We start from the raw sequence: 6,891 nt of genomic DNA on the forward strand, positions 1-6,891 counted from the left end.
TCCAATAGATACAGGGGGGGAGGAGTCCCACGTCCGGGGGTTCTTGTTTTCACTTTTTCCCTCGCCCCGCTGCGCTTGGCAACGAAATCATCGAGTGGATAGCTATCCGGCCAAAAGGCTGCGGCAGGCTGCTGACCACCGGCAGATGCTTAATGGCACATCAGGAGGATTGAGGACAAGAAAAAATGTCCCAGGCCGAGCAGATCTGCAGCCCCCAACTTACCCCGCCCCAGCGGCGGCACGAGACCGGCCACCGGTTGCTCCCGGAATAGGCCTGGCCGGGTAAGTTGGTGCCCGGCTTTTTTGCATGTTGACAACCACAGGCTGTGCGTTCAAGAATCCTTCTATCTCCAACCTGCCAAAGGAGGAAATACAATGCCTGACATCCTGGTCAACGGCGTTAGGCTGTCTTACACCGAACAAGGATCCGGGCCGGAAACCATTATCTTCTCCCACAGCTACCTGCTTGACAGCCGTCATTTCGATCCGCAGATCGCGGCCCTCAGGGGCCGCTACCGCTGTATTGCCTACGACCATCGCGGTCACGGCAGAAGCGAGGTGGCTCGCAGCGGTTACGAGATGGAGAACCTCTACCGGGATGCGGTAAGTTTTATCGAGGCACTTGGCTGCGCGCCGTGCCACTTCGTGGGGCTTTCCACCGGTGGCTTTATCGGCCTTCGCATTGCAATCCGGCGCCCTGAAATGCTCAAGTCCTTGATCCTGATGGACACCTCGGCCGACGCCGAGCCGCCCGAGGCCAGAAAACAGTATCGCCTGATGCTGGTCGCCCTGCGCTGGCTCGGCTACCGGCCGGTGGTCGGACGGGCCATGCCGATCTTCCTTGGTCCCAAATTCCTCCAGGACCCATCCCGATCCCACGAGGTGCGCCAATGGCGCCGGCGCATGATGGCCAATGACCGACAGGCCATGATAGACTTCGCCAACGGGATCTTTTCCAGGGAAAGCGTTTTCGAGCAGATCGATGCCATCCAGACCCCGACCTTGGTTGTCGTGGGTGAAAAGGACGTCCCGACTCCGCCTGAGAAGGCCAGGCGCATGGTGGAAAAAATATCGGGCGCCCAGTTGAAGGTAATCCCCAATGCTGGACACTTGAGCACCGTCGAAGAGCCCGCGGCGGTCAATGCCGCCCTCGTGGCGTTTCTCGATAGCCAGGGGTGAACCGCAACAGGCGGGCTGGTCCCGGGGCCTTGGACCTTCCCCCAGAAATGATCAAATACTCGGCACTTCCCGGATCGTAATTCCGGGGGAATGCTTGGGGCCACACCCGCCTGGCGTCGTTCTGAATCGTAGGCGTATATTACAAATTTACAGCAAGCATTTGGTCGCCGGCAAACCGGGCTTTGGCCTGGACCGGAAAACCAACCTACAGCATCCCCGGCCGGATCTATTTGAGCAGACGCAATTCCCTGAGCAACCGGTGCCCCGCCTCGCTCGGAAAGCACGCCAGCCGGCGCGTGCATTCGGTGTCGGGCTTCAGGACGATCAAGTCATCTCACCTTCTCATACTCCTGTGAGAAGCTTGTCCGAGTTCATGGGAGAGCTCCCGCCCCTGCCCTTACGGGGAGTAGATAGCGGCCAGATGCCACAGAAGGTGGCAGGCTTGGTAATTTGATTTCTGATCCGTAAGCAGCCATTCCCGATCGATCAAATACAGGTTTTTTGGAACAGCTCCCCTGGCCGACAACTACCCTGCATCTTGCGGTGCTGGTTCTGTGGTGGATGAAGTAACGATGATCGGAAAGAGGTATGTGAGGCGAGGCCACCCGAACGGAAAAATGGTCACATGCACCCGCCAACGCACTTCCGGAGCATCTTCCGCCGACGAGGAAGGGGTGGCGTCCGCTGGCGGTGCCAGGTCCATGTACCGTGCAAAAGGCATCGTGTGACGCGCCACCAAAGGACCGGTGTCGATTACCACGCCTTCAAACATGGTTTTCAGGTGGGGCGCCCCGGATTTGGCCGGCGCAACTATTTCTCCAACGAAGGTCACCCGAATCGTGCGCAGGCGCACTGGCCCCGGCTGGACCAAACGCATCCGCAGTCTTGTGCCCGCAGCGACTGTGGGCTGGTCAGCCTCAAGGATTGGTAACGGGACCCGCACGGCAAGGGCACCAACGGACACCCAAAGCAGGATCATCCCCACTAACCCGAAGGCGACCATCGACAGTCCGGTGATCACGGGCACTTCGCCATCAATCCATGAATTGTATGCGGCGAAACCAGAAAAAGCGCTAACGGCAAGCATCAACGCGGCGAGAGTGAGAATGCACCCGGCCTGGGTGCTCGGTGTGACCGGATCGAGTCGCACTGCAAGACGTTGTGAATATCCGGGCGGATCCTGCCAAACGGTCGAGGCCGAGCTGGCATCAGGGGGGAGCGCCGGCTTTGCTCGCGAGAAGGTGATCGCCAGTCCGACTCCTCCCAACACCATCAGTGCCATTGGAAAAAAGGCCAGGAGGTACAAAGGCTGGACCCGGCGCACCAGCACCGCCTGCGAAGGCTCGGCAGGATCGTACCAGCAAGGATAGGTTTGCCCTATCTCGTAGCGATCGAGTACTCGCAGGTAGAACTTTCGGCTCCCGCCTCCGAAGTCTCCGGCCAGAGCCCAGGAGTCCCAACCGGTGCACTCATGCTCGATACCATCGACGACGTAGCGAAACGTCACCTGGGGCCGGAAGGATTCCGAACTGCCCGTGGTGCGGGGCCCACCCGCCCGTATCCTAATCGACTGTTGAGCGCCGATACCCAAAGAGATGACTGTGCATTGCGTCGGTTGCCAGACCGTGAAAACGCGAATGTCTTGCCAGGCCCTAACGGCAAACAGCGCCATGAATCCAACGCCGGAAGCGAGAAACAAAAGAGACAGCAACACGCATCCGAACCGCGTTGACAAATGGGAGGATTTTTTTTCTTCGGGCTGCGGCGACTCTGTATTCACATGGCCTCCTGGGGTTTGTGTGTGCCACATCCAGTGTTTCAGATCGCCCGCCAAATTACTAATCTCACCCCTGGGCACCTACTGTCAACGATCACCCTAATCGAGCAACCATAGAACCCTCGCAAAGCGATCTCGGGGCATTGGAAAAACGCCGCACTGCACTGCCTTGTGTAATTAAAGGCAAGAAGAGGCCCCCAAGCCCACTCAATTTTAAGCCCCTTCAGGCCCCTATACGCGTCATTTGCGACACGATCATGGGCAGGTGGCAACAATTCTACCCATCAGGTGTCCGGGTGCAAGAAGTGTCCCCTATGTGAGGTTTTTTTCGGACCATCACCGGATGGTACAAACGCCAGACCACAAAACCGACGGCGTTCATGATGACCACCAGGTTCACCAATACACTGGTACTGACCGCTGGTCAGTAAAGAAAGCTGGCCAGGCCATTGAAGGCCGAACAGAAAGAGTTCCTGGCGGCTCTGAAAGTCTCAGCCGACATCTTTACAGTCCCGTGACCCAAAGATGCCATCATGAAAAAATACCCTGAATGCTCATCCAAGAGGTGTTGAAAGTACGATACAACATGATACTGACAATGCCATAGCGTGTGTGATAACCTACGGAATCTGCGAACTGATTCCTCCTTACGCTTCGATGTTGCGGCAACAACTCGGCGTATGGATAGCAATGAGCAGCCTTATCGGCTGTTCCCATGCGGGACCGGCTTAGCCAGTCCCTCTGACCCCACCCTTAAGGTGGGGGTTTCTACTTCGCACTAAAGAGCCCCTAAAATTGGTTTAATTGCAAGACGATCACCTCTGCCTAAGATGCGGGCCACAGGAGATGCCATGAAGACTTCCGAGATCTGGAGAGACGAGCACGGAGTTTGCCACATCGCGAGCGACAACAAGATGGACGTCTTTCGCCTGATGGGCTTCGCCCATGCCATAGACCGTGGGATGCAGATGCTCCTAATGCGCATCCTGGGCCAGGGGCGGGCCTCGGAAATCCTCGACGCCAGCGAAGAGATGCTGGCTATCGACACCTTCTTCCGGCGCATGGACTGGAACGGGAGTATGGATTTGCAGATCGACGCGCTCTCGCCCGAAGCCCGCAAACTGACCGAGGCCTACTGCGCGGGGGCCAACCAGGCCTTTTCCGAAAAGCGGCCGTGGGAGTGCCGGCTTTTTGGCTATCGCCCCGAACCCTGGAGCGCCCGCGACGTCATTCTGATATCCCGCATGGTCGGCTACCTGACCTTGGCCCAGTCCCAGGGCGAGATGGAGCGACTGCTCATCGAATTGATCCAGGCCGGCCTGGATCAGGAACGCCTCGATGAACTCTTTCCCGGGATTCTTGGCGACCTGGACGTCGAACTGATCAAGAAAATAGATCTTCAGGAACGCCTTGTGGCGCCCCCTTCCCTCTGGAACCTCGCCATACCGGCGGCTATGGCCTCGAACAACTGGGCGGTTTCAGGCCAAAAGACTGCCTCCGGAATGCCCATCCTGGCCAACGACCCCCACCTGGAAGTCAACCGCCTGCCCAACGTCTGGTACGAAGTCGTGCTAAAAATCGCCGGGCGCTGGGCCATGGGCGCCAACATGCCTGGCGTACCGGCCCTGCTGATAGGGCGAAACCCGGATCTGGCCTGGGGCGCGACGTACACCTTCATGGACGCCACCGACTCATGGATCGAAAAGTGCAAGGACGGCTGCTACTGGCGTGAGCCCGAAGGGTGGGTTCCTTTCAAGAAAAGGACGGAAATCATCCGCCGCAAGAAGAAGGCCCCGGTTACCGTAACATTCTACGAAAATCCGCACGGCATCCTGGAGGGAGACCCTCAACGTGAAGGTCTGTACCTCGCCACGGCCTGGGCGCCTTCATTTTCCGGCGCACAAACGGTTAACAGCTTAGTGAAGATGTTCGAGACCCGCAGCGTCGCCGAAGGAATGGACCTGCTGGGACAAGTCGAGACCAGTTGGAACTGGGTTTTGGCTGACAGTCAGGGAAACATCGGTTACCAAATGTCCGGTCTCATGCCCAAGCGCCGGCCGGAAGTCAGCGGGTTCGTGCCGCTGCCCGGCTGGGAGCCGCAAAACGACTGGCATGGCTTTGAACGCCACACGGACTTGCCGCGGTGCCTCAACCCGGACTGCGGCTACTTTGTCACCGCCAACCAGAACCTGAACGCTTACTCGTCGCTCGAACCGATCAACGCCGGCATGGGGGCCTACCGTTCCGACCGGATCTCGAACCGTCTGGCTACCGCCGATGGCCTGACTCCCGAGGATATGTACCGGCTGCAGCATGACCTTTATTCGGCTCAGGCCGAACGCTTCATGGAGATTTTGGCACCACTGCTGCCGGACACCGCCAACGGGCGGATCCTCAAGGAATGGAACCTTGAATATGACGCGGCTTCCAAGGGCGCCTTTCTGTTCGACCGCATCTATCGCGAACTCTACCGGCAGGTATTTGGTGCCGGACTGGGGAGCGCGGCGGTGGATCACATCGAAAGGCACACTGGGATCTTCAACGATTTTTTCATCAATTTCGACCGCATCCTGCTGGCCGATCGCTCCGCCTGGTTCGGCGACCGGACCAGGGAGGCGATCTACCGTGATGCCGCGGCCAAAGCTCTCGATGTCGCCCCCAAGGCATGGGGAGAAACGCGGCGGGTGACCTTGAAGAATATTGTCTTTGACGGCAGGCTGCCCAAATTTTTCGGGTTTGACCGCGGCCCGGTCACCCTGCCCGGCAGTCTTGCCACCCCGCACCAGGGACAGGTTTTCGAAAGCGCCGGCCGCCAGACCACCTTCGCTCCGTCTTTCCGGATGGTCATCGACTTGGCCGAGGAAGAAATCCACACCAGCATGGCCGGCGGCCCATCGGACCGCCGCTTTTCCAAGTGGTATGTCTCTGACTTGGAGAACTGGACCAAGGGGCGCTACAAACGACTGAAAATCGCGCCAGATCCAGGACATCGGCCCTTCAAGTAATGCGCTCAGCCCGATGCTTGGCGACCAGCTGGTGAAACTGTTCCGGGTCGAAAACGGCAACCAGTTGACTGAACAGGCGCGCAAAACGTACCACGACCCATCCTCCTTGGTGTTCGGGGCGATGTTAATCATCGCCGACCAACATTTCCCCCCAGGGAGGATTTTTTTGTTGAGGAGCTTCCGAAAACCGGCTCAGGCAAGATCCTCAAGACCGAGCTGCGGGCACATTTTCGTTAGAAACCGATTTGTGGTCGGTTCGCATGACATTTCAAGGCAAGGCAAATAGATGAGCTACGCCGGCCGAAGCGTGAAGAGCCTCGGCCGGTCTGGCGCTGAGGTGGCAACGGGTTGGCGCTGGTCAGTTGCCCCGCAAAACACCACCTGGGCCCAAGGTGCGGCCGATGGCTCGTAAGACCGCCGGCAGGCGAGCCGCGTTCTGTCGGTCCGAAGCGGGAATCCCCCCCGGCCAGTCAGGCGGGTGTCATTCCATAGGCGAAGGCGCTCATTTCACCATCAGCACGGGGCATGGAGAAAGAATGCCCACCTTGTAGCTGATGGTGCCCAGACCCTCAGGGACCTTTTCCAGATCAATCTTGTGTGAGCCAAGAACGATCAGGTCCACCTGATGTTCATTGACGAAGTGGATGATTCCAGGCACCCGTTTGCCGAACACGATGGCGGTTTGCACAGTGGACGCCTCGCCCCCCAGGGATTTGACGAGCTTTTGCATGTTCCCGACCTTTTCAGGGGATGGATCGTCAATTGGAGAGTATCGAAGCCGATTTCAGGATTATCGATTCCCGCTTGAAAGAAAATGATGATGTAAAAACGGAAATTGAAAACAGGCGAAAACAATCACTGGAAAAACTGCGTTATCTGGAAATTGAACAATCCCAGCGGGAAATAAAGCGGGATAATATTGTGAGCCGT

At 58.0% G+C, this 6,891-nt stretch carries 4 protein-coding genes; 2 read left to right on the top strand and 2 right to left on the bottom strand.

Annotation, left to right across the window (positions count from 1 at the left end; translation table 11 throughout):
* The first annotated feature begins 375 nt into the window (after positions 1 to 375).
* Positions 376 to 1,179, top strand: a complete 804-nt coding sequence (locus R6V78_RS04310; protein WP_410288101.1) for an alpha/beta fold hydrolase — start codon at positions 376 to 378, stop codon at positions 1,177 to 1,179.
* A 526-nt stretch (positions 1,180 to 1,705) separates the two neighbouring features.
* Here the strand turns inward: R6V78_RS04310 and R6V78_RS04315 are convergent.
* Entirely contained in the window at positions 1,706 to 2,959 is a 1,254-nt protein-coding gene (locus tag R6V78_RS04315) for a DUF3592 domain-containing protein (RefSeq protein WP_410288102.1), read from the bottom strand.
* 848 nt (positions 2,960 to 3,807) lie between these two features.
* On the opposite strand from R6V78_RS04315, the gene R6V78_RS04320 reads away from it, so the two are divergent.
* Entirely contained in the window at positions 3,808 to 5,961 is a 2,154-nt protein-coding gene (locus R6V78_RS04320; RefSeq protein WP_410288103.1) for a penicillin acylase family protein, read from the top strand.
* A 502-nt stretch (positions 5,962 to 6,463) separates the two neighbouring features.
* Here the strand turns inward: R6V78_RS04320 and R6V78_RS04325 are convergent.
* Positions 6,464 to 6,691, bottom strand: a complete 228-nt coding sequence (locus R6V78_RS04325) for a universal stress protein (RefSeq protein ID WP_410288104.1) — start codon at positions 6,689 to 6,691, stop codon at positions 6,464 to 6,466.
* Positions 6,692 to 6,891 lie beyond the last annotated feature (200 nt).

It is taken from the genome of Desulfosarcina sp. (assembly GCF_046496365.1).
Taxonomy (GTDB): domain Bacteria; phylum Desulfobacterota; class Desulfobacteria; order Desulfobacterales; family Desulfosarcinaceae; genus Desulfosarcina.

What these genes read in the sequence shown, in the direction of transcription:
- R6V78_RS04325 (WP_410288104.1), bottom strand. Translation starts at nt 6,691, where the DNA reads ATGCAAAAGCTCGTCAAATCCCTGGGGGGCGAGGCGTCCACTGTGCAA.
- R6V78_RS04310 (WP_410288101.1), top strand. Translation starts at nt 376, where the DNA reads ATGCCTGACATCCTGGTCAACGGCGTTAGGCTGTCTTACACCGAACAA.
- R6V78_RS04320 (WP_410288103.1), top strand. Translation starts at nt 3,808, where the DNA reads ATGAAGACTTCCGAGATCTGGAGAGACGAGCACGGAGTTTGCCACATC.